We start from the raw sequence: 21,551 nt of genomic DNA, 5'->3' as shown, positions 1-21,551 counted from the left end.
ATTCCTTGGGTACGAGGGAGTGGTCACCGGACTCAGGTCCAGCACTCGGAGCTGGGCAGTCGCCGCGCGGGCGGCTCGCCGGGGGCGGGCGGGGACGTGACGATGCCGACCAGGGCGGCGGCGCGCTCGGCGCGGGCCACGGCGGTCTCGGTGTCCGGGCCCACCGCGAGGACGTATCCCAGGCGGTGCAGATTGGTGGTGACGGGTTCGACCACGTCGCCGGGGCGGGTGAGCAGCACCAGCCGCTCGTGCGCCGGGTCCAGCAGGGCCGCGGCCTCGGGCACGCCGTCGACGCGGCGTACGACCCCGGCCGGGGCGGTGAGGAAGCGGATCGCGGCGCCGCCCGCGGGACGGGCGGCGGCGAGCGCGTCGAGGTCGACCGGTTCGCCGAGGGCGAGGTCGGCGGCGAGCCCGTAGACGTCGGTGCCGGTGGTGAGATGAACGAGGTCGAGGATGCAGTCGCCCGCCGGACGGGGATTGACCTCGACGATGCGGGGACCGTCGGCGGTGAGGATCATCTCGGTGTGCGCGATGCCGTGGTCGAAGCCGACGGCTTTGAGCGCGGCGGCGGCCACCTCGTCGATCCGCTCCGCGAGCGGGCCGGACAGCCGGGCGGGCACGGCCTGCCCCAGTTCCACGAACGACTCGTCGCGGGTGGCGAGTTTCTCGGTGCGGGCGAGGACGACGGTGCGGCCGTCGACGGTCAGCGTCTCCACGCTGATCTCGTCGCCGAGGAGTTCCTCCTCGGCGAGCAGGCTGCCGTTCTTGCTGAAGGCGGCCGCGTGCTCCCAGGCGTCGTCGGTCTCCCCAGGTCCGGCCACACGAATCACGCCCCGGCCGGCCGAGGAGTCGGCGGGCTTGAGGATGAGGGGGTGGCGCAGCCCGGCCAGCGCCCGTGTGCGCTCCCCGGTCCCGGTCAGCGAAGCGTCCAGTACCCGGAACGCGGGTCCGGGGACGGCGCATTCGGCGAGGCGGGCGCGGGCCCACGTCTTGTCCGTCAGGTGGCGCAGAGTCTCGGGCGGGCAGCCGGGCAGGCCGAACTCCTCGGCCAGGCGGGCCACCACGGGCAGGGTGGAGTCGAGGAAACCGATGACGCCCTTGCGGCCGGGTGCGGCGGCCAGCTGGGCGCGGCAGGCTTCGTAGATCTCGTCGGCGGGCCGCTCCGGTGAGAGCGGGACCTGGCGGTCGGCCAGGCGCAGATAGGCGGCGGTGGCGCTCTCGGCGAGCGCCAGATCGAGGTCCGGTCGGGCGGTCCAGGAACGCAGGGCCTGCTCGCGCAGGCACCCGACGCGGACGAGCAGCAGAAGGGCGCGGGTGTCCAGTGCCATGTCTTTCCTAGGTGAAGGGGGTCGGTCTGTGGCGGCGGTACGTGCCGCCGCTCACCCCCATCCGGTGTCGGCGGCCGTGACTGCCTGGCCGGTGCCGGTCCGGCGTCCACCGTTTGCTGTTCCGGACGGCCGCGCCGCTCGCACCGATGCGGGTGCGGGCGCGGTCGATTGCATGAAAAGGGTGATCACACACCCCATGGGCGTACTCATGTGCCCGTTCTCTCCCCGTTGTCGGAATCTCGTTGTCCGAAATCCGGATTCGATCCTTGCCAGCGCGGGGGTGTGGTCGCCACGTCAACCACGGATCATGGATAGGCACTGCCGGATGCGGAAGGCTGAATGAATGACAACCAAACATGAGGTAAACGACGAAAGCGGACTGGACGGCGTCACGCACGCGATGCGTCTGCTGTACGCCGTGGCACTCCGGCAAGGTGCCTGTACCCGCGAGGAGTTGCTCGGCGACCTCGACCTGCCCGTACCGCTCGCCGAGCGCGCCGTCCGACGGCTGGAGGAACTGGGTCTGCTGGTGCCCGAGCCCGGCCGCCCCGGTGTGTACACCCGCCGCCTGCTGGAGGCGGCGGAGGCCCGCGCGGTGCCGCCGCTGCGGCGGGCGGTGCGGGACGCCCAGACACAGATCGACACCGTGCGCGGGGAGTTCGCGGCCCTGCGCGAGGTGCGGGACGCCGAGCGCCGGGCCGGCGACCGCTATGGGGAACTGCTCACCGTGGACGCGCGGGACATCGACGCGATACTGGAGGAGCAGGCGCTCGAGTGCCGTACGGAGGTTCTGACGGCCCAGCCGGGCGGCCCGCGCCCGGTCGGCGTGCTGGACCAGGCGCAGCACCGGGACATGGCGATGCTGGAGCGGGGGGTGCGGATGCGCACGGTCTACCAGCACAGCGCCCGCTTCAACCCGGCCACCGAGGCGTACGTGGAGCGGCTGACGGAGGCGGGCGCCGAGGTGCGCACGCTGCACACCCTGTTCCCCCGGCTCATCGTGTTCGACCGGCGCACGGCGTTCACGCCCGCGCACGACGGTCCGGGCGCGCTGCGGATCAGCCATCAGGGCGTGGTGTCGTTCCTGGTCGGGGCGTTCGAGACGGCCTGGCGGGCGGCCGCGCCGTTCGCCTCGGCCTACGCCAGCCGCCGGGAGGGATTCGTCATCTCCGACATGCAACGGGCCATCGCCCGGCTGCTGCTGGAGGAGCCCAAGGACGCGGCCGTCGCCCGGCACCTGGGCATCAGCGAGCGCTCGTGCCGCCAGCACATCGCCAAGCTCATGACTCAGCTCGGGGCGCACAACCGCACCCACCTGGGCTTCCTGCTCGCGTCGGCGCTCCGGGGGGACGGAGCGGACGCCTCTGTGTAACCGGTTCAACCGATCGGGTCACAGCCCGAGTTGGCGCCTGTGAGCTACTGTGGCCCACGGCGGACCACGAAGCGGGCCAAGCCCTCCCCCCACCCACGCCTCCCGCCCCGGCACCCCCGGCCCCGGGTCCGCCGCCGGGCGAGAGCCCCGCCCGCACCGGCCGGCGACTCGGCCGACGCGGAAACCGCGAATACCGTTGCCTAATCCCTGCAAATGTGTCCCCCCCAACAGACCGGGCAAGGGCTCTTGCCCCGGCATATTCACCCGTCCTAGGGTGGGAAACAAATCCTCGGACTCTCTCCTCGGACTCCGCCATGGGCCGGGGAATTCACGTCATCGGCAAGGAGGGGTCGCACCATGTGGGACACATCTCCTGACCATCGCTTTTCCGGCGGATAGTCAGCACGGGGGCGGCTTCTCGTCCCGACCTTCGGCCATCCTCTTCACAGAGATTAAAACGGGGGCAATATTGGACGGCAACGCGCCGCTTCCGGAGGAAGAACACCGAGGAGGCGGAACCCTTGTCGACGCGTTACTCCATTCATTCCGCACCGGAGCCGACAGCGTCGCGGTGGAGTGCGGGGACGACCGGCTGACCTACGCCGGGCTCGACCGGTGGTCCGACGGCGTCCGCGCCGCGCTGGTCGCACGGGGCGTCCGGCCCGGCGACCGGGTGGCCGTACGGATGGCACCCGGACCCGGCGCCATCGCGGCGATCGCGGGCATCGTGCGGGCCGGCGCGGCCTACGTCCCGCTGGACGTGCGCAATCCCGACGCGCGCAACGCGTTCATCCTCTCGGACTGTGCCGCCACCGCGCTGATCGGCACCGGCGCGGCCGGACTGCCGCAACTGACCGAGCGGGACCTGGAACTGCTGCGGACCCCTTCCGGCGAGCCGGCCGCGCCGGCCGGAACGGCCCCAGCGCCCGGGGAGACCGCCTACGTCATCTACACCTCCGGCACCACCGGCCGCCCCAAGGGCGTGCCCGTGACGCACGCGGCGGTGACCGCCCTGCTGGCCGCCACCTCGGGCCTGTTCGGCTTCACACCCGAGGACCGCTGGCTGCTCTTCCACTCCCTCGCCTTCGACTTCGCCGTCTGGGAGATGTGGGGCGCGCTGACCACCGGCGCCCGCCTGGTCGTGCTCCCGCAGGACACGGCCCGGTCCGCCGACAGCACCCTGGCCGTGATCGCCGACCGCGGGGTGACGGTGCTCAACCAGACCCCGACGGCATTCGCCGCGCTCTGTGCCACGGCGCTCGCCTCCGACGCCCAACTGCCCGACCTGCGCCACGTGGTGTTCGGCGGCGAGAAGCTGACGCCCGCGCTGCTGCGGCCCTGGGCGGCCCGGTACGGCCTGGACCGTCCCCGGCTGGTCAACATGTACGGGATCACCGAGGTCACCGTCCACGCCACGTACCACGAGGTAACGCCCGAGGACCTGACCGCGGACGACTCCCGGATCGGCCGGCCGCTGCCCGGCTTCCGCACGCGGGTGGTGAACGAGGACGGCCGGGACGCGGAGCGGGGTGAACTGTGGCTCGCCGGGCCGCAGGTGACCGGCGGCTACCTGGGCCGGCCGGAGCTGGACGCCGAGCGGTTCGTCACCGTCTCCGGCGGGGAGCAGGCCGGCCGCTACTACCGCTCCGGGGACCTGGTGAGCACCCTGCCGGACGGAGCCTTGCGCTACCACGGCCGGGCCGACCTCCAGGTGAAGCTGCGCGGCCATCGCATCGAGCTGAGCGAGATCGAGGCCGTGGTGCGCGACCACCCACAGGTCAGCGACGCGGTGGTGTGGGTGCACACCTTCCGGCCCGGAGACGAGCGGTTGGTGTGCGCCTACACCGCCAACGACGGTGAGCCGCTGGCACCGGGGCGGCTGCAGGAGCACGCCGGACGCGATCTGCCGCCGTACATGCGGCCCGCGCGCTACCTGTGTCTGCCGGAGCTGCCGCGCACGGTCAACGGCAAAGTGGACCGGGCGGCCGTGGCGCTGACCGACCCCGCGCCGCGCCGGAAGGCGGCCACCGCCACGGATGCCGCGAGCGGGACCGAGACTTATCTGGCCCGGTTGTGGGAGGAACTCCTCGGTACGGGGGAAATCACGCGAGATGCGGATTTCTTCCAGCTCGGCGGGCATTCCCTCATGGCGTTCCGGATGCAGCTGCGGATATCGCGCGATCTGGGGGTCCGGGTGCCGCAAAAGGAGTTGCTGGCGAATCCCCGGCTGGCGGATGTCGTCCGGTTGATCGACGCTTACCGCGCCGAATCTCCCGCACTCCCCCGTACCTAACACGGAAGGCCTCTCTTCAGGGCGCCGCCCTTTTCTCCCGATTCCCATTGGCGTGTGCGCGCGCGAGCGGACACCCGAGAACATCAGGGACTGATGTGTCATGCCTCCGATCCACACCTGTGTGGGCTGCCGCCGTTTGATCCGGCCGGACGTGACGGCCGGAAACCGCCCCCACGGAACGTTGTGCGCGTCCTGTTTCGACGCGCTCCTCACCACCTTGTCCCGACTCCCCCGGCTGTACGCGGAGGCGGAGCAGGCGCTCGCCCCCGGCAGCGCCCGGTCCCTCGTCCGGGTCTCGGGCGGCTCCCGCGCGACCGCGCTGCCCGTGCGCGGCCAGGCAGTGGAGGCGCGCTCCGCCCTCATGGCGATGCTGTCCTCCTGGTCGGCGCTGGTCGCCGACGAGCGCCGGGTCGCCGCGCCGGACCGGGAGATACGGGAGATGGTGGCGTTCCTGCGCCGCCATCTGGAGTGGCTGGCCCGGCATGCCGCGCTCGGTGAACTCCTGGCCGAACTGGCGGAGTCGGTGGCGCTGGCCCGGCGCTGTGTCCAGCCGGGGCAGTCCCGGCAGGTGTCCGTCGGCTCGTGCCGGGAGCCGGAGTGCACCGGGAACCTCGTCGCCCACATGCGCTCCGGAGGCGCCGGACCGGCGTCCGAGATCCGGTGCGACACCGATCCCGCCCACCGCTGGGCCCCTCACGAGTGGCACGCCTTCATCCCGCGCGCCGCCTGCCCCGTCTGACCACCCGAGCCGGCCCTCAGCCGGCCGAGAGAGCAGGGAAGAGCCACCGACATGGCAAGTCCACTGGGACTGAGCGTCACCGACGTCGTCGAGATCTGGCGGATCCCCGCCGGGAGCGTCTACCGCCTGGCCAGCCAGCACGGCTGGCGGCGCTACCGGGAGTCGGGCCGCACCCTCTACCACCCCATCGATGTGAGCACCACGCTGAGCGAGCGGTCCGTGGGGCGGGGTGAGCGGTGCGAGTCGGCGTAGTGCTGCTGCCGGAGTACGCGTGGCCGGAGGCGCGGGCACGCTGGCGGGCGCTGGAGGAACTGGGCTTCGACCACGCCTGGACTTACGACCACCTGGCGTGGCGGAGCCTGGCGGGAGAACCCTGGCTCGGCACGGTGGCCACGCTGGCGGCGGCCGCCGCGGTGACCTCCCGGATCGGGCTCGGCACCTTCGTCACCTCGCCCAACTTCCGCCATCCGGTGCCGTGGTCGCGGGAGGTGATGGCGCTCGACGAGATCTCCGGCGGGCGTTTCCTGTGCGGGGTGGGCGCGGGCGCCACCGACGTGGACGCGACGATGCTCGGCCGCCCCCCGCTGTCGCCGAAGGCACGGGTGGACCGGATGACGGAGTTCACCGGGCTGCTGGACCGGCTGCTCACCGAGGACCACGTCGACTTCTCGGGCGAGTACTTCGCGGCCGTGGACGCGCGTACGGTCTCCGGGCGGGCACGCCGGCCACGGGTACCGCTGATCGTGGCGGCCAGCGGTCCGCGCACCCTGCGCCTGGCCCGCCGGCTCGGCGACGGCTGGGTGACCATCGGCCCCGAGGGCGCCGGGGACGAGGCGCGGTGGTGGGCCGGGGTGGAGCGCCTGGCCGAGTCCATGGACGCGCTGGAGCCCGGGCCCGGCTTCCAGCGCCATCTGTCGCTGGACGCCTGTCCGGGCTACTCGCTGAGCAGCGCGGCCCGGTTCGCCGAGATGCGGGAGCGGGCGGCCGGGCTGGGCTTCACGGACGTGATCGTGCACCATCCGCGCGCCGAGGGCGTGTACGCGGGCCGGGTAGCGGTGCTGGAGGAGGTGGCTCAGCTCCGGGCGGGCGCGGCCGGGGGTGCGGAGGGGTCCAGGCAGCCCTGACGCAGAGTGCGGAAGAACCACTGGTTGAGCCGGGCCACCGTGGTCCGCTCGAACAGGTCCTTGCGGTAGGTCCAGATCGCCTTCAGCCCCTCGGGGCGTTCCTCCAGCCACAGGGTGAGGTCGAGCCGCGCCTCCGCGTCGTCGTCCGGGGCGGGCTCGCCGGTGAGCCGTATCCCGCCGTCGTAGGTGGCGGGTTCGGTGTTCTGCACCCCGAACGCGACCTGGACCAGCGGGTTGTGGGTGAGTGAGCGGGGCGGGTTGAGTGCCTCGACCAGTCGGTCGAACGGCACGTCCTGATACTCGGCGCCGCGCAGCACCGCCTCCCGTACGCCGTCGAGGTGGGTGTCGAAGGGGGCCTCGGTGTCGACGGCGAGCCGGAGCGGCACGACGTTGATGAAGCAGCCCACGCAACGCTCGGCGGCGAGGCTGGTGCGGCCGGCGAAGGCGCTGCCCACCACGATGTCGTCGCTGCCGGACCAGTGCGCGAGCACGGCGGAGAACGCGGCGAGTCCCACCATGTTCAGGGTGGTGCGGCGCTCCCGCGCGAACTCGGTGATGTCGTGGGCGAGTTCCCAGGGCAGCGTGAAGTGCAGCCCGGCACCCGCGTGTCCGCCGTCGGGCTGCTGGGCGCCGCGCGGCCGGTCGGTGGGGACGGCGAGCAGTCCGGGGGCGCCGCGCAGCAGCCCGGCGAGGGCGTCGACCCGCTCCCTGCCCTCGGGCCCGGCGAGCCAGGCGGCCTCCGCCTCGGCGAACCCGGCCATGCCCGGCCGCCCCGAGAGATCGGCCCGTCCCCCCGCCTTGCGGGCGTCGTAGGCGAGCCCGAGGTCCCGTACGAGGATGCCGAGGGACCAGCCGTCGAACACAATGTGGTGGGCGACCAGTTCCAGTGCGGTGGCGGTGTTGTCCCGGCACACCATCCGGAAGCGGACGAGCGGGGCGCGTTCCAGGTCGAAGGGTTCGGCGGGAGTGCCGGGTCCGTGCACTCGCGGTACGGGGAGTCCGACGCGGTCGCGGACGAACTGGGCGGGGTCGCCGTCGTCGTCCCAGCCGAACTCGGTGCGGAAGGCGTCGTGGGCGGCGGCCACGTCATTGAGTGCCGCCTCCAGCAGCGCCGGGTCGGCGCCGGGTTCGATCCGGATCACCGCGTCGATGAGGTACGCGTCGCTGCCCGGGTTGAACTGTTCGGTGACCCAGAGCCGCCGCTGGGCGGCCGTCAGCGGGGCCGGCCCTCCCCCGCCCGTGCCGTTCAGGAGCACGCCGCCTCCATTCGCAGTTCGGTTCCGTCGCCGGAGAGCTCCAGCGTGATCTTCACCTGTCCGAGTTCGCCGGTTCGGGTGACATGGGTGCCGCCGCACGGGGTGGACACCTCCCCGTCGGCGAGCCCGCACCGGAAGTGGCGCAGGGCATCGATGCCGGGCCCCTCGGTGGCCACGCCCACCGGGGCGTCCTCGGCGACCCAGCCGGACATCAGGGTGTTGACGCCGGCCTCGATGCCGGGCAGTTCGGCGGCGAGGTCCTGGGCGGAGAAGCCCTTGCGGCGCAACGACTTGCCGAGCCGGTAGTGGTCGACACTGCCGCGGGCAAGGATGCGGGAGTCGGTGATGGCCAGCTTGTCGAAGTCGGGGGCGCCGAGCGCGTCCAGCTTGGCCTCCTTGGCCCAGCGGGGGGCCAGCATCCGGTTGAGCGCCAGACCGGCCAGCTCGCACAGGGTGTGCCCGGCGGACAGCGCGTGCCGCCGCCCGGCGTCCACGTCCAGGCGGACCCGCTGCCCGGTGAGCGGGCCGGGGTCCGCCGGGAGGACGTGGACGACGTACCAGTCCCAGCCCTCCTCGCCCCGCCGGACCGGGATGGCGGGGCCGACGGCGAGGGGCGCGGAGCCGTCGCGGGGTACCGCGCCGATCAGACAGTCCTCGACCGTGTGCGCCTCTCCCCCAGCGGTGAGCACGCCCCGGTCGGCCGGCTGATCGGGCCAGGTGTGGTCGACCGGGTGGAAGGGCGTGCTGTCGCAGACAACGCCGAACCCGCCCTCCAGGGGCAGCACTTGGCGGACTTCGGCTTCACCGGTGAGCGCGCCGGAGGGGAAGGAGACCTGGGTGTTGCCGTGCATCGGGGTCCTATCCGAGGTCGAGGCCGAGCAGGTCGTCGTACGTCTCCCGGCGGACCCACACCGAGGCGGTGCCGCCGCCGACGGCGACCACCGGCGGACGCGGAGTGTGATTGAAATTGTTGGACAGACTACGGCAGTACGCGCCGGTGCAGGGCACGGCCAGCAGATCGCCGGAGTGGATGTCGGAGGCGAGGTAGTCGTCGCGCACCACCACGTCACCGGCGTCGCAGTGGACGCCGACCACGCGGGAGAGGCGGGGCTCGGCGGTGGTGAGGCGGCCGGCGAGGACGGCCGAGTAGATGCCGTCGTACAGGGCCGGGCGGATGTTGTCGCTCATGCCACCGTCGACGGAGACGAAAGTGCGCAGGCCCTCGACGTTCTTGACGGTGCCGACCCGGTAGACGGTGCAGGCGGATCGGCCCACGACAGCGCGGCCCGGCTCGATGGCCAGCCGGGGCGCGGAGACGCCGAGCTCGCGGCAGCTCTCCTCGCCGAAGCGGCGCAGTGCGTCGGCGATGCCGGCCGGGGCGAGGGGCTGGTGGTGGTCGCGGTAGGCGATGGCGAAGCCACCCCCGACGCTGACCTCGGGGAGTTCGGCGCCACAGGACCGGATGAAGTCGGCGCGGACCTTCATCATGCGTGCGACGCCGACCTCGAAGGAGTCCATTCCGAAGATCTGCGAGCCCAGGTGCATGTGCAGCCCCGCGAGTTCGATGCCGTCGGCGTCGTGCGCGTAGGCCACCGCCGCCGCGGCGTCGCCGGTGCGCAGCGAGAAGCCGAATTTCTGGTCGTCGTGGGCGGTGGCGATGTTGGCGTGGGTGTCGGCGCGCACGCCGACGTTGACGCGTACCAGCACGGTGGGGCGTACCCCGGTGTCGGCGGCGAGTTCCTTCAGCAGGGCCAGTTCGTCGAAGGAGTCGACCACGATGCGGGCGACGCCGTGGCGGAGCGCGGTGGTCAGTTCCTCGGCGGACTTGTTGTTGCCGTGCAGCACCATGCGCTCACCGGGGAATCCGGCGGCGATGGCCGTCTTCAGCTCGCCCAGCGTGCACACGTCCAGGCCGAGTCCGGCCTCGGCGCAGATCCGGGCGACCGCCTTGCAGAGGAAGGCCTTGCCGGCGTAGTACACGTCGAAGTCGTGGAACGCGGTGCGGAATTCGGCGCAGCGGGCCCGGAAGTCGTCTTCGTCGAAGAGATACATCGGGGTGCCGAACTCGGCGGCCAGGTCGGTGACGCGCAGCCCGCCCACGGTGAGGACGCCGGAGGGGTCGCGCCGGGCGGTGGCCGGCCACAGGTACGGGGAGAGCGCGTTGAGGTCGGCGGGCTCGGTCAGCCAGTCGGGCTTGAGGGTGTCGTTCATGTCGGTCATTCGCCTTCCACCGGGAAGAACCCCGGGATCTCGGTGGCCGTGCCCGCCTCGACGGCCCGGTCAAGTACGTAGGAGCCCACGGCCAGGTCGAGCACGCCCATGCCGAACGGGGAGAAGACGACGGGCCTGGCGGGGTCCGGGGTGACGCGGCCGGCGAGGACGTCGACAAGGCTGCCGGTGATGAAGTCCCGGCCGCCGGTGAGCTGTTCGGCCAGGTGGGGCGACGTGTCGGCCTTCAGGCAGTGGTCGACGTCGTCGCAGAGGTTGGCGGCCTCCAGGAGGGTCTCCGGCGCCAGGTCACGCAGCGAGACGTGGAGCACGGTCTGGCCCGGTTTGAAGCGGTGGCCGGCCGGGACGTAGGGGGCGAGCGCGGTGGTGGCGAAGACGACGAGGTCGGCGTCGAGGGCTGTGTCCAGGCCGGTGGCGGTGCCGCCGGGGAAGCGGGCGGCGAAGGCGGCGGCCGCCTCGGGGTCGAGGTCGTGGCAGTGCACCCGCTCGGCGCCCAGGCCGCTCGCGGTGAGGTACCGGCAGATCTCCCGCGCGATCACCCCGGTGCCGACCACACCCCAGGTCGCGGGCGGCCCGGGCACCAGGGTGCGGGCAGCGAGCGCGGCGGAGGCCGCGGTGCGGGCGGCGCTGATCGCGGCGGACTCCAGCAGGGCGACGGGGTAACCCGTCTCGTAGTCGTTGAGCACCAGGACGGCCGAGGCGCGGGGCAGTCCGCGTCCGGTGTTCCCGGGGAAGCTGGAGATCCACTTGATCCCGGCCATGTCCACGCTGCCGCCGAGGTAGGCGGGCAGCGCGATGATGCGGCTGTCGGGCTTGGCGGGGAAGCGCAGGAAGTAGCTGTCGGGGTTGATGGTGTCACCGGCGTCGTGCAGCAGGTACGCCTCGCGCACCCGCTCGACCACCTCCCCCTCACGGCCGGCCAGCGCCTCGCGCACGGCCTGGCCGCCGACCACCGTGAAGGGGCGTTTCGTCGCTGTCACTTGCTGCTCTCGCTCTCTGCCGTCACCGGCGTCCGGGCGGGCGGCGCGGGCCGCCCCCCTATGTCGTTCAGGAAGTCCGGGCCGTAGTGCGCGGCCACCCAGGTGTCGTCGTAGACGGTGTCGAGGTAGGCGTGGCCGTGGTCCGGGGAGACGGCCAGCACCCGGCTGCCCGCCGGTATCCGGTGCGCGCTGGCGCGTACCGCGGCGAGCACGGTGCCGGTGGAGCCGCCCACGAGCAGTCCGTGGGTGGCGGCGGTGCGGCGGCAGGCGACGATGGCGTCCGGTTCGGGCACCAGCATCCGCCGGTAGCGGCCGTGTTCGCCGCGCCGGAAGATCTCCGGCACCCGGCTGGAGCCGAGGCCTGGGATGAGCCGCCGGGCGGCCGGTCCGCCGAAGGTGACCGAGCCGACGGCGTCGACGCCGGTGATGACCGTGGGTGCCTCGATACGGGCGAAGTGTTCCAGGCAGCCCATCAGCGTGCCGGAGGTGCCGACGCCGACGAACAGCCAGTCGGGCACCCCGAACCCCTCGGTGATCTCCACGGCCGTGCCCTCGCGGTGGGCGGCGACATTGGCCGGGTTGGCGTACTGGTTGAGCCAGACCAGGGCGGGGTCGGCGGCGAGCTTGAGGCTGATGTGGGCGATGCGGGAGCCGAGGAAGCCGTCGTTGGCGTCGCGCTGGTCGACGATGACCACGTCGGCGCCGAGCGCCCGCATCTGCTGCACGCTGCGGTAGTTGGCGTTCGGATCGGTGACCAGGGTGATCGGGTAGCCGCGGGCGGCGCAGATCGAGGCGAGCGCGATGCCGAGGTTGCCGGAGGTGGATTCGATCAGCCGGGTGCCGGGGCCGATCCGGCCGGCCTCCTCGGCGGCGGTGACCATCGCGCGAGCGGCCTTGATCTTGATGGAGCCGGCGGGGTTCTGCGCCTCCAGCTTCAGCCAGGTCTCGGCGTGCGGCAGGAACCCGGCGAGCCGCACGAAGCAGTGCGGGTCCCCGGCGTCATGGGCGCTGTCGTACAGCATGCGGGCCCTCCGGTGCTCCGCCGGCGGCGGACCGTCGCAGGACGGAAGCCAGCAGATGGGGTCGGGACTGGTTGAGGTAGTGGCCGCCGTCCTCGGTGCGGACGACGTGCGGGGTGCGGGCGAGCAGGCCCCATCGGACCGCGGTGTCCTCGTGGCCGCGGGTCACCGGGTCGTCGGCGGCCAGCACCACGGTGAGCGGGTGATCGGCACCTACCGGGTCGGTGAGCAGCTCGCGCAGGAAGGCGTTGCCGAGCGCCGTGTCCCGGCGCAGCGCCCGCAGCGCGGCCGGCCCGGTGTCGGGCGCGGGCGCGCCCCGCTCGCCGGGTACCACCCATCCGGCGACGGTCTCCTCCGACGCGGCGGCCACCTCGGCCACGGGGTGGTCGGCCGGGTCGGTGGACTTCAGGGTCTGGCCGACGAGGACGACGGGTGGCCGTTCGGGCAGCGCCCGCGCGAGCGCGAGCGCGGGTCCGGCCCCGGCGCAGTGCCCGAGCAGGACCAACGGGCCGCTGACCTCGCCGAGTTCGGCCGTGAGGTCACGCAGCAGGGCGCCGGTGCCGGGGACGTCGTCCGTTCGCAGGTCCAGCGTGCGGAACCGGACGGGTCCGGTGTCCTCCAGCGCCTTGACCAGCGGCAGATAGCTCACCGGGGAACCGCCCGCGTACGGGAAGCAGACCACGGTCAGCTCCGGGTCCCGGGCCGCGGCGAGCTCCACCAGCAGCCCGCCGGTGCCGGACGCTCCTCGGGCGAGGGCACGGCTCGTACGGCCCTGAAGCAGGCCGCGCACGGTGACCAGGCCGCCGGAGCGGGCGGCCACGGCCATCGCGGCGAGGGAGTGGCCGCCCAGGTCGAAGAAGTCGTCGTCGGCGCCGATGGACTCCTCGGGCACGCCCAGCGCCTCCGCGAAGAGCCGGACGATCGCGCGTTCGGTGTCGTCGGCGGGCGGCTCGGGGGTGCGGGTGGTGAGGGCGGGCAGCGGACGGGCGGCCAGGGCGTTGCGGTCCGCCTTGCCGTTGCGGTTGAGCGGCACCTCGTCGAGCCGGGCGACCACGTCGGGCAGCATGTAGGCGGGCAGCAGTCGGGCTGCCTCCTCGCGCAGCCGCCCGGGGCCTGGCTCGGCGTCGCCGGTGTACCAGACGGCCAGCACCGTGCGTCCGCCGTGCCGGCGCACCTCGGCGAAGGCCTGGTCGACGCCCGCGATCCGGGTCAGGGTCTGCTCGATCTCCGGGAGTTCGACGCGGTGGCCGCGCAGCTTGACCTGCTGGTCGCGGCGGCCGACGCAGTCGAGAGCGCCGTCGGGCAGCCAGCGGCCGAGGTCGCCCGTGCGGTAGGCGCGGGCGGAGGTGGTGTCGAGGGTGTTGGCGGGGAAGGCGGCCGCGGTGCGCTCGGGATCGTTGACGTATCCGGCGCCGACGCAGGGGCCGGTCACCAGGATCTCGCCGAGAGTTCCGGGCGGGACCGGGGTGCCGTTCTCGGCGAGGACGTGGAGCGTGGTGTTGATGATCGGGCTGCCGACGGGGACGCGTTCGGTGTCCACCGGGCCGCGCAGGATGTGGTGGGTGATGTCGTCGGACGCCTCGGTGGGCCCGTAGGCGTTGACCACCGGGATCGCCGGGTACGCGGCGAACCAGCGGCGGGCGAGGGCGGGGGCGAACGCCTCGCCGGTGACCATCAGCCAGCGCAGCCGCGGCAGTTCGCGCGGCGAGGCCCGCAGTGTGTCCAGCAGGGCGTCCAGCAGGGAGGGTACGACCTCCAGCACGCTCACGCCCTCGGCGATCACCGTGTCCAGGAAGTCGGCGGGGTCGGTCACCCGGTCGTGGATGACGCTGCGGCCGCCGGTGAGCCAGGGGGCGACGAGCTGCCAGACGGAGATGTCGAAGCACTGGGAGGCCACCTGGGAGACCACGTCGTCGCCGCTCAGCGCGAGATCGTCCACCTTGGCCTGGAGGTGGTTGAGCATCCCCCGGTGCTCGACGACGGCACCCTTGGGTTCGCCGGTGGAGCCGGAGGTGAAGATGACGTAGGCCGGGTCGTCGGGGCCGGGCCGGTGGGCGGGCGGGGTGTCGTCGGCCTCGGACGCGGCGAGCAGGGCGGTGTACTCGGCCTCGGTGACGACAAGGCGGCAGCCGCTGCGGGTCGCGGCGTACCGGAGGCGTTCGGCGGGATCGCCGGGTTCCTGCGGGAGGTAGACGGCACCCGCCTTCAGCACACCGAGCAGGGTCACCGCCCAGGGCAGCCCGCGCTTCATGCGCACCGCGACCACGTCACCGGGTCCGGCGCCGCGCGCGGCGAGGGCGTGCGCCAACCGGTTCGAGGCCCGGTCGAGTTCGGCGTAGGTGAGGGTGTCGGGGCCCTGACTGACGGCGGTGCGGCCGGGGTGGCGGGCCGTGGTGCCGGCGAACCGGTCGAGCAGGGTGGTGCCGGGCACCTCCCGTGCCGGACCGCTCCGGTGCCGGGCGAGCCAGGCCAGCTCCTCCTCGCTCATGAGGGTGCGGGCGAAGGGCGAGGCGTCGGGGTCGGCGGCCAGGGCGCGCAGTGCGCGCAGGTAGTAGCCGCCGAACCGTTCCACCCCGGCCCGGTCGAAGACGGAGCCGTCGTAGTGGAGCTGGAGCCCGAGGGTGTCGTCGAGGGCGTCGCGGGAGAACTCGGCGCGCAGCGGGAACTCGGTCTGGCTGTGCACGGAGACCCGGTGCAGCCGGGCACCGTGGCGGCGGGCGAGGGCTCCGAGGACGTGGAAGTGGGTGAAGTTGAAGACGGCCTCGAACAGCGGGCGGCGCAACTGCCGGGTCATCTCACCCATGGGGTGGCGACGGTGCGGCAGCAGCGCGCCCTCCTCGTCGTAGACCCGCCGGACCAGGTCGGCCCAGCTCGGAGCGTCGGTGCGGACGCGGAAGGGGAGGGTGTTGAGAAAGAGGCCCAGGGTGCGCTCGGCGTCCTGCCTCTCGGGGCGTCCGCTGTGCTCGTAGCCGGTGGTGATGTCGTCGCGCCCGGCGGCGAAGGACAGCACGGCGGCGTGCGCGGCGAGCAGCACGGACTTGACGGGCACGCCGAGCCGAGCGGCGGTGGCGAGGAGCGCGGCGCCGAGGCCGGCGTCGAGCGGGACGTCGAGGGTGCGGACGGTCTCGGCGGCGTCGAGGTCGGCACCCGGGGTGCGGGGCAGCGCGGTGGCGTCGGCGCCGTCGAGCCGGCCGAGCCAGAACTCGCGGTCCTCCTCGGAGGCGAGGGACCGCTGCTCCAGGGCGATGAACTCCTCGTATCCGGCGCCGGGCCGGCCCTCCTCGGCGGTGGTGCCGAAGCAGAGGTCGAAGAGGTCGTACAGCAGCCGGTTGACGCTCCAGCCGTCCAGGGCGGCCGCGTGGTAGCTGAGCAGCAGGTGGTGCCGGTCGCCGCCGAGCAGGCAGAGCCGCATTCGTACGGGGCCGACGGTGCCCTCGGGGAAGCCGGTGGCGAGTTCCTCGGCGGTGGCCCGCTCGAGGTAGGCGCGCTGCGCGTCGGGGTCCTGGCCGGTGAGGTCGACGACGGCGCACCAGTCGGGGGCGTCGCGGTGGACGACCTGGGTCGGGCGGCGGTACCCGGTGGTGTGGAAGGAGGTCCGCAGCATCGGGTGACGGCGGGCCGCCTCGGTGGCCGCCCGCCGGAAGCGGGCGGGGTCCAGTGGGGCGTCGTAGCGGTAGCCGGAGACGTCGTGGTAGACGGCGGCGTCGCGGGTGGCGATCTCGTAGAGCAGTCCGGCCTGAAGGCTGGAGAGGGGGTAGGCGGCCTCGGCGTCGGCGGGCAGCGCGTCCCGGTCGGCGGGCGGCAGGGCGGCGAAGGGGGCCAGGACCTCGGGCACGACGGGCTCGGCGCGGCGGACCAGGGGGGCGAGCTGGGCAACGGTGGGGTGGGCGAACAGTTCCTGGAAGGTGAAGTCGAGTCCGGCGCGGCGGGCGGCGGCCAGCACGCCGATGAACTTGATGGAGTCGCCGCCGAGTTCGAAGAAGTTGTCCGTGACACCGAGGCCGTCCCGGCCGAGCGCCGCGCCGAGGATCCCGGCCAGCTCCTCCTCGAGCGCGGTGCGAGGGACCACCCACCCGAGGCCGGAAGCGACCGGGAGCGCGGCGAGAGCCTTCAGGTCCCGCTTGCCGTTGGGGGTGCGCGGGATCGCCTCGACGGGCACGAACCGGGACGGGACCATGTAGGAGGGCAGCTGTCGGGCCAGCCCGGCGCGCAGCGCGTCCATGTCGGGCCGCACCGCCACCACGTACGCGCACAGGGCGCCCTCGCGCAGGGCCACCGCGCACTCGGTGACGCCGGGCAGCGCGGCGAGGGCGTGCTCCGTCTCGCCGGGCTCGATGCGGTGACCTCGCACCTTCACCTGGTCGTCGAGCCGGCCCAGGTACTCGACGGTGCCGTCCTCCCGCCAGCGGGCCGCGTCTCCCGTGCGGTAGCAGCGTTCGCCGGGCGCGGTCGGGTCGGGCAGGAAGCGCTCGGCGGTGAGGCCGGGGGCGCCCAGGTAGCCGCGGGCGAGCCCGACTCCGCTCAGGTACAGCTCGCCCGGTACGCCGACCGGGGCGGGGCGGCCGTCGCGGGTGAGGACGCGCAGCCGGATGTTGTCGATGGGGGTGCCGAGCGGGACCGGGCGGCGCGGGTCATGGCCGGTGCAGTCGTGGTGGGTGACGTCGACGGCGGCCTCCGTCGGCCCGTACAGGTTGATCAGCGCCGGGGCGCCGGGGCCGGGGAAGGCGCGGGCGAGGGCGGGTATCGCGTCGGCGGGCAGCGCCTCGCCACTGGCGAAGATCCGGCGGAGCCCGGTGGGCGCGGTGCCGTCGGCACAGTGGGCGAGGAACGCCTGGAGCATGGACGGGACGAAGTGCACGGTGGTCACCGCGTGTTCGCTCATGCGGGCGACGAGGGCGGCCGGGTCCCGTTCGTCACCGGAGGGCAGGGTGCTGACCGCGCAGCCCGCCAGCGCCCACCAGAAGATCTCCCACAGGGAGACGTCGAAGGCGGTGGGCGTCTTGTGCAGGACGACGTCGGCGGGGGTGAGCGGATACTGCCGCTGCATCCAGCGCAGCCGGTTCACGATGGCCCGGTGTTCGACCATCACACCCTTGGGGCGGCCGGTGGAGCCGGAGGTGTAGATGACGTAGGCGAGATCGCGCTCTGTGGCGAGCGGAGGCAGGTCGGTGCCGTCGAGCCCGGTGAGCGCCGGGTCGGCGGGGTCCACGAGATGGACGGCGCCGGGGCAGTCGGGGCCGACCGCGATGCCGGCGCCGCTGTGGGTGACCATGTGGCGGCGGCGCGCCTCGGGCAGGGCCGGGTCGACGGGCAGGTAGGCGGCGCCCGCCTTGAGGACGGCGTGGAAGGCGACCAGTGCTTCGGGGCCGCGCGGCAGGGCGACGGCGACGATCTCACCGGGGCCGGCGCCCAGTTCGCGCAGGCGGCGGGCGAGCTGGTTGGCGCGGGTGTTGAACTCGGCGTAGGTCAGCCCGTCTCCGTCGAGCACCGCGGGGCGGCCGGGGTACCGGGCGGCGGTGTGCTCGACGAACTCGTGGAGCAGCGTGCCCGCTTCGTAGGCGTGGGCGGTGCGGTTGGCCCGCTCTTCCGGCTCCGTCTCGGCCGCCTCCGGTGTGCCGTGCACCGGGCCGAGGGCGGCGATCCGGGCATGGGCCCGCGCGAACCGCCCGGCCAGGCGTCGTGCGGTGCCGGGCAGCAGGAGGTCGACGCGGTAGGTGAGCCGCAGCCTGCCGTCGCGCACCGCGAACGCCGCGGTGATCCCGTCGGGCAGCGTGGACGCCTGGTACGGCAGTACGGCGAGGTCGGTGGGGGCGACGCCCTCGGCGGCCAGCACGTGGGCGGGCGGCACGTCGAGGTGGGCGGCGCCCTCGCGGTAGGCGCGGCGGACCTCGGTGAGCAGTGCGCGGGCGTCGGTGCCGATGTCGACGAGCACGGGGAACTCGCGGTCCCCCGCGTGGGTGCGGACGCAGACGCGGGCACTGTCGGTCTCGGTGGCGGCGACCGCGGCCGCGACGGCGGTGGCGAACACCGCCGTCAGCGTGGGTTCTCCGCCGGTGAGGGCGCTCGCGCGGGCCACGGCCTCCGCGTCGAGGTCCTGCTCCCACACCGCGGTGGACGGCTCCTCGCCGGTGCCCGCGAGGAAGTCGTGGTGGAGCAGGGTGGCCGCCTCCAGCGCGGTGGTCCAGCGCCGCCAGTACCGGGTCTGCTCCGGGTACTCGTTCAGGGCCTGGCTGCCGCGCAACGTGGTCATCGTGCTGCTCCAAAGTCGAAGTCGGCGTCACTGGCGTAGGTCCGCGCCGTGCGGCGCCGCAGCACCGGCCCCTCGGGGGCGATGGCGATCTCGTCCAGTGCCAGCAGGACGGAGTCCAGCAGGTGGTCGGCGGAGGCCCGTTCGTACAGCTCGGTGGAGTGCTCCAGGTCGCAGACCAGGCGGTCGGGGCGGACGTGGACCTGGAGGTTCAGGTCGAACCGGGTGGTGCCGGGATGCAGGAAGTCCAGCGAGGCGGTGAGCCCGGCCTCGGCGAACTCGTAGGAGTCGAGGTTCTGCAGGCCGAAGAACGCGTCGACCAGCGGGTCGCGCAGTCCGGGCCGGCCCACGCCCAGCTCGCGCACCAGCCGGTCGTAGGCGACGGCGCCCCGGTCCAGCGCGCTCTGGTGGCTCTCCCGCAGCTCCGCCACCAGCGCGCCCAGCGTGGTGTCCTCCTCCAGCCGGACCCGCAGCGGCATGGTCTGTACGAACATGCCGACGACGTCCGCGAGTTCGTGGTGCGTACGACCGTGCACGGGGACGCCGATCACCAGGTCGGTCAGTCCGCCGATGCGGGCCAGGGCGGTGGCGTAGGCGGCGAGCAGCACCACGAAGGGCGTGGTGCTGTGCACGCGGGCCGTCTTCTCCACCGCGTCGGCGGCGACCGGGTCCCGCCGCACCCGGCCGCCCGCGTCGGAGGGGCGCGGCGGGCGCGGCCGGTCGGTGGGCAGGGTGCCGCCGCCCGGTGCCCCGGCGAGCGCGGCCGGCCAGTGGCCGAGGTCGTCGTCGCGCCCGGCGCACCAGCGGGCGGCGTCCAGCCAGCGCAGTGGCACGGGCGGGGGCGTCCGTCCGGCGAGCAGCCCGAGCAGCTCCCGGACGAGGACGCGCACCGAGACGCCGTCCGCGACGACGTGGTGCAGATCGAGCAGGAGCCGCCGGTCGCCGGCGAGACGGGCCCGGAGCAACGGGGGCGCGGCGAGGTCGAAGGGGCGCACGAACCCGCCTTCGCCGGCTTCCGTTTCGAGGCGGACGGTGACGTCGTCGACGACCTCCTGCCGGATGCCGTCCCCGTCGGCGGTCAGCCGGGTGCGCAGCGCCTCGTGCCGGTCCAGCAGGGTGTTCAGGGCGGCCTGGAGCCGCTCCGGGTCCACGGGCGCGCCGAAGTCCAGCCGCACGGGGATGTTGTACGCGACCGAGTCCGGGTCCGCCTGCCAGAGCGCGTACAGCCCACGCTGGGCGGGATGCGCCGGGCCGGTGCGACCGCTGGCGCGCGGTACCGGCGCGGTGGCCTCCCCGGCGTGCGCCAGCAGGGCACGCATGCCGGCCGGGGTGGGCACCGCGTACACCTGGCGGAAGCCGAGCCGCCGGCCGAGGCGCGCCTCGATCCGGTCGAGCAGCGCTCCGAGTCGTACGGAGTCGCCGCCGAGGGCGAAGAAGTCGCTGTCGGGGCCGATCGCCGCCGGGTCCTGCCCGAGCACTTGGGCCCACAGCCCGGTCAACTCGTCCGGCGCGGGAGTGCCGTCGTGTGCGCGGGGTGCGGGCAGCCGGGCGGTGTCGACCTTGCCGCTGGCCTTCAGCGGCAGCCGGTCGAGGACGGTGAGGTGGGCCGGGAGCAGATAGCGGGGCAGCCGCTCCGCGAGCGCGGTGCGCAGGGCACCGGGGTCCGTGTCGGTGACCGCGTACGCGCTCAGCCGGGCCTCCCCCGCCTCGTCGCGCACGGCGACGGTGTGGGCCTGGCGTACGGCGGGCAGGGCGAGCAGGGCGGCGGTCACCTCGGCGGGCTCCACCAGGTTGCCCAGGATCTTGACCTGCTGGTCGGCGCGCCCGTGAAAACGGAGCACACCGTCCGGATCGCGGGTGACCAGGTCGCCGGTGCGGTAGCGGCCGCCGGGGAAGCGGGCGGCCGTCAGCTCCGGGTCCCCGAGGTAGCCGCGGGCCACCCCGGCGCCGCCCACCCACAGTTCACCCTCGGTGCCGTCGGGCACCGGCCGCCCGGCCTGGTCACACACGTACAGTTCGGTGCCCGCGACGGCGCGGCCGATGGGCACCGGGTCCGGGACGGGGGTGGTGATCCGGTGCACGGTGGTGAAGACGGTGTTCTCGGTGGGCCCGTAACCGTTGTAGAGCGCCAGCCCCGGACAGTGCGCGAGCACCCGCCCCGCGTGTCCCGCCGAGACGACGTCGCCGCCGGTCATCAGGGTGTGCAGGCCCGAGAACATGGCGGGATCGTGGTCGGCCATGCGGTGGAACAGGGGCGCCGTCAGCCAGGCGAAGCCGATCCGCTCCCGGCGCAGGAACCGCGCGTACGCGGCCGGGCGGGCCATGGTCTCCGCATCGGCGATGTGCAGCGAACCCCCGTTCAGCAGCGTGCCCCACACCTCGAGCGTGGCCGCGTCGAACTCCGGGGCGGCACCGTGCGCGGCCCGCGTCCCGGCCGGCAGCCAGGGGTGCTCCGGGGCGCGGACCAGCCGCACCACGCCCCGCTGTTCGACGACGACCCCCTTGGGGACGCCTGTGCTTCCCGAGGTGAACATGACGTAGGCCGGGGGTGTTCCACCGGTATCCGCGACCGCCGGAGCGGTACGGGCCGCCGCCCTCACCTCGGCGACCGACAGCTCCGCGCCCGGCGGACCCACGACGAGCCTCGGCCGGGCGTGGTCGGTGATCCGCCGCAGCCGGGCAGCCGGCCAGCCGGGGTTGAGCGGGAGGTAAGCGGCCCCGGCCAGCACCGTACCGACGAGCGCGGTCACCCCGGCCACCGAGCGCCCGCCGAGCAGCCCGACCAGGTCTCCCCGGCGCACGCCCAGTCCAGCCAGCCCGAGCGCGAACTCCTCCGACTGTGACGCGAGTTCGCCATACGTCAGCGTCGTCGTGCCGTCGCTCACGGCCAGGGCGCCGGGCGTCCTGGCCGCCCGGTCCCGAAACATTTCCGCGATCACCGTGTGCTCCTCCCCCGTCGTACCC

General features: G+C 73.8%; 13 protein-coding genes. 5 read left to right on the top strand and 8 right to left on the bottom strand.

The features are described 5' to 3' along the window. Nucleotides 1-32: 32 nt before the first annotated feature. On the bottom strand, nt 33-1,328 hold the full coding sequence (locus tag E5082_RS04220; protein ID WP_135789901.1) for an ATP-grasp domain-containing protein: 1,296 nt from the start codon (nt 1,326-1,328) through the stop codon (nt 33-35). A 343-nt stretch (nt 1,329-1,671) separates the two neighbouring features. Here E5082_RS04220 and E5082_RS04215 point away from each other — a divergent pair, with 343 nt between their 5' ends. From E5082_RS04215 to E5082_RS04195, 5 genes are all read left to right on the top strand, one after another. Next, nucleotides 1,672-2,700 carry a LuxR C-terminal-related transcriptional regulator gene (locus E5082_RS04215; RefSeq protein WP_135789900.1) on the top strand — a complete coding sequence of 343 codons (1,029 nt, stop codon included), beginning with the start codon at nt 1,672-1,674 and terminating at the stop codon, nt 2,698-2,700. Between the two features lie 49 nt (nt 2,701-2,749). Further along, nucleotides 2,750-4,993: an amino acid adenylation domain-containing protein gene (locus tag E5082_RS04210; protein ID WP_308437566.1), complete on the top strand. Its 2,244-nt coding sequence runs from the start codon at nt 2,750-2,752 to the stop codon at nt 4,991-4,993. 217 nt (nt 4,994-5,210) lie between these two features. After that, nucleotides 5,211-5,732 carry a hypothetical protein gene (locus E5082_RS04205; RefSeq protein ID WP_135789898.1) on the top strand — a complete coding sequence of 174 codons (522 nt, stop codon included), beginning with the start codon at nt 5,211-5,213 and terminating at the stop codon, nt 5,730-5,732. 51 nt (nt 5,733-5,783) lie between these two features. Continuing rightward, nucleotides 5,784-5,984 carry a hypothetical protein gene (locus E5082_RS04200; protein ID WP_135789897.1) on the top strand — a complete coding sequence of 67 codons (201 nt, stop codon included), beginning with the start codon at nt 5,784-5,786 and terminating at the stop codon, nt 5,982-5,984. Continuing rightward, a complete protein-coding gene (locus E5082_RS04195) occupies nt 5,969-6,856 on the top strand; it encodes an LLM class flavin-dependent oxidoreductase (protein ID WP_135789896.1) in 888 nt (295 codons plus the stop codon). Before E5082_RS04200 ends, E5082_RS04195 begins: the two co-directional genes overlap by 16 nt. Here E5082_RS04195 and E5082_RS04190 read toward each other — a convergent pair. The 7 genes from E5082_RS04190 to E5082_RS04160 are packed head-to-tail and all read right to left on the bottom strand — an operon-like array spanning nt 6,805 to nt 21,526. After that, nucleotides 6,805-8,112 carry a condensation domain-containing protein gene (locus tag E5082_RS04190; RefSeq protein ID WP_167513979.1) on the bottom strand — a complete coding sequence of 436 codons (1,308 nt, stop codon included), beginning with the start codon at nt 8,110-8,112 and terminating at the stop codon, nt 6,805-6,807. The two genes, E5082_RS04195 and E5082_RS04190, sit on opposite strands and share 52 nt — an antisense overlap. Next, complete coding sequence (locus E5082_RS04185; RefSeq protein ID WP_135789894.1) at nt 8,103-8,963, bottom strand: alanyl-tRNA editing protein; 861 nt, start codon at nt 8,961-8,963, stop codon at nt 8,103-8,105. The genes E5082_RS04190 and E5082_RS04185 overlap by 10 nt, the downstream gene beginning before the upstream one ends. 7 nt (nt 8,964-8,970) lie before the next feature. Further along, nucleotides 8,971-10,332, bottom strand: a complete 1,362-nt coding sequence (lysA, locus tag E5082_RS04180; protein ID WP_135789893.1) for a diaminopimelate decarboxylase — start codon at nt 10,330-10,332, stop codon at nt 8,971-8,973. Then, nucleotides 10,329-11,321 carry a 2,3-diaminopropionate biosynthesis protein SbnB gene (gene sbnB, locus E5082_RS04175; RefSeq protein WP_135789892.1) on the bottom strand — a complete coding sequence of 331 codons (993 nt, stop codon included), beginning with the start codon at nt 11,319-11,321 and terminating at the stop codon, nt 10,329-10,331. Before sbnB ends, lysA begins: the two co-directional genes overlap by 4 nt. Beyond that, nucleotides 11,318-12,343, bottom strand: a complete 1,026-nt coding sequence (sbnA, locus tag E5082_RS04170; protein ID WP_135789891.1) for a 2,3-diaminopropionate biosynthesis protein SbnA — start codon at nt 12,341-12,343, stop codon at nt 11,318-11,320. The genes sbnB and sbnA overlap by 4 nt, the downstream gene beginning before the upstream one ends. Next, nucleotides 12,321-18,590, bottom strand: a complete 6,270-nt coding sequence (locus E5082_RS33375; protein WP_135789890.1) for a non-ribosomal peptide synthetase — start codon at nt 18,588-18,590, stop codon at nt 12,321-12,323. The genes sbnA and E5082_RS33375 overlap by 23 nt, the downstream gene beginning before the upstream one ends. Further along, nucleotides 18,587-21,526 carry a non-ribosomal peptide synthetase gene (locus E5082_RS04160; protein ID WP_135789889.1) on the bottom strand — a complete coding sequence of 980 codons (2,940 nt, stop codon included), beginning with the start codon at nt 21,524-21,526 and terminating at the stop codon, nt 18,587-18,589. Before E5082_RS04160 ends, E5082_RS33375 begins: the two co-directional genes overlap by 4 nt. Between the last annotated feature and the right edge of the window lie 25 nt (nt 21,527-21,551).

The sequence above is a fragment of the Streptomyces griseoluteus genome (assembly GCF_004784465.1).
GTDB classification, from domain to species: Bacteria; Actinomycetota; Actinomycetes; order Streptomycetales; family Streptomycetaceae; genus Streptomyces; species Streptomyces griseoluteus.
This window is presented reverse-complemented; position numbering and strand designations above follow the sequence as displayed.

Bases quoted from the DNA above. Each gene is read 5' to 3' on its own strand.
- E5082_RS33375 (WP_135789890.1), bottom strand. From the start codon at position 18,590: ATGACCACGTTGCGCGGCAGCCAGGCCCTGAACGAGTACCCGGAGCAG.
- E5082_RS04215 (WP_135789900.1), top strand. From the start codon at position 1,672: ATGACAACCAAACATGAGGTAAACGACGAAAGCGGACTGGACGGCGTC.
- E5082_RS04220 (WP_135789901.1), bottom strand. From the start codon at position 1,328: ATGGCACTGGACACCCGCGCCCTTCTGCTGCTCGTCCGCGTCGGGTGC.
- lysA (WP_135789893.1), bottom strand. From the start codon at position 10,332: ATGACCGACATGAACGACACCCTCAAGCCCGACTGGCTGACCGAGCCC.
- E5082_RS04200 (WP_135789897.1), top strand. From the start codon at position 5,784: ATGGCAAGTCCACTGGGACTGAGCGTCACCGACGTCGTCGAGATCTGG.
- sbnA (WP_135789891.1), bottom strand. From the start codon at position 12,343: ATGCTGTACGACAGCGCCCATGACGCCGGGGACCCGCACTGCTTCGTG.
- E5082_RS04185 (WP_135789894.1), bottom strand. From the start codon at position 8,963: ATGCACGGCAACACCCAGGTCTCCTTCCCCTCCGGCGCGCTCACCGGT.